The sequence below is a fragment of the Natranaerovirga pectinivora genome, assembly GCF_004342165.1.
In the GTDB taxonomy this organism is placed as follows: domain Bacteria; phylum Bacillota; class Clostridia; order Lachnospirales; family DSM-24629; genus Natranaerovirga; species Natranaerovirga pectinivora.
Map to the genome: position 1 here is coordinate 1 of NZ_SMAL01000026.1, position 1,538 is coordinate 1,538.

Here is a 1,538-nt window from a genome sequence, read left to right on the forward strand (position 1 = left end):
TCCATAGAAAGGAGGTGATCCAGCCGCACCTTCCGATACGGCTACCTTGTTACGACTTCACCCCAGTCATCGACTTCACCTTCGACGGCTCTCTCCTTGCGGTTGAGTCACCGGCTTCGGGCGCTTCCGACTCCCATGGTGTGACGGGCGGTGTGTACAAGGCCCGGGAACGTATTCACCGCGACATTCTGATTCGCGATTACTAGCAATTCCAGCTTCATGTAGTCGAGTTGCAGACTACAATCCGAACTGAGATGACTTTTTTGGGGTTGGCTCCAGATCACTCCTTCGCTTCCCTTTGTCGTCACCATTGTAGCACGTGTGTAGCCCAAGTCATAAGGGGCATGATGATTTGACGTCATCCCCACCTTCCTCCGAGTTATCCCCGGCAGTCTCTCTAGAGTCCCCAACCGAATTGCTGGCTACTAAAGATAAGGGTTGCGCTCGTTGCGGGACTTAACCCAACATCTCACGACACGAGCTGACGACAACCATGCACCACCTGTCACCTCTGCTCCGAAGAGAAGGTCCCGTTACGGACCGGTCAGAGGGATGTCAAGACTTGGTAAGGTTCTTCGCGTTGCTTCGAATTAAACCACATGCTCCACTGCTTGTGCGGGCCCCCGTCAATTCCTTTGAGTTTCAATCTTGCGATCGTACTCCCCAGGTGGAGTGCTTAATGTGTTAACTTCGGCACCGAAGGTCTGTCGACCCCCGACACCTAGCACTCATCGTTTACGGCGTGGACTACCAGGGTATCTAATCCTGTTCGCTCCCCACGCTTTCGTGCCTCAGCGTCAGTTACAGTCCAGTAAGCCGCCTTCGCCACTGGTGTTCCTCCTAATATCTACGCATTTCACCGCTACACTAGGAATTCCACTTACCTCTCCTGCACTCTAGCTACACAGTTTCAAATGCAGTCCCAGGGTTGAGCCCTGGGCTTTCACATCTGACTTGCATAGCCGCCTACGCACCCTTTACACCCAGTAATTCCGGATAACGCTTGCCCCCTACGTATTACCGCGGCTGCTGGCACGTAGTTAGCCGGGGCTTCTTAGTCAGGTACCGTCATTATCTTCCCTGCTGATAGAAGTTTACAATCCGAAGACCTTCTTCCTTCACGCGGCGTTGCTGCATCAGGGTTTCCCCCATTGTGCAATATTCCCCACTGCTGCCTCCCGTAGGAGTTTGGGCCGTGTCTCAGTCCCAATGTGGCCGATCACCCTCTCAGGTCGGCTACTGATCGTCGCCTTGGTAAGCCATTACCTTACCAACTAGCTAATCAGACGCGGGCCCATCCTATACCACCGGAGTTTTTACCTCAGTAAGATGCCTTACTGGGGTCTTATGCAGTATTAGCAACGATTTCTCGTTGTTATCCTCCTGTATAGGGCAGGTTGCCCACGCGTTACTCACCCGTCCGCCGCTAACTCATATCAAATCCACCCGAAGGCTTCATTGATATTCGTCCGCTCGACTTGCATGTGTTAGGCACGCCGCCAGCGTTCATCCTGAGCCAGGATCAAACTCTCAATTTA

1 rRNA gene is annotated in these 1,538 nt (G+C 53.1%); it reads right to left on the minus strand.

The features are described 5' to 3' along the window. Positions 1-7: 7 nt before the first annotated feature. Positions 8-1,538: ribosomal RNA gene (locus tag EDC18_RS14345) — 16S ribosomal RNA — on the minus strand.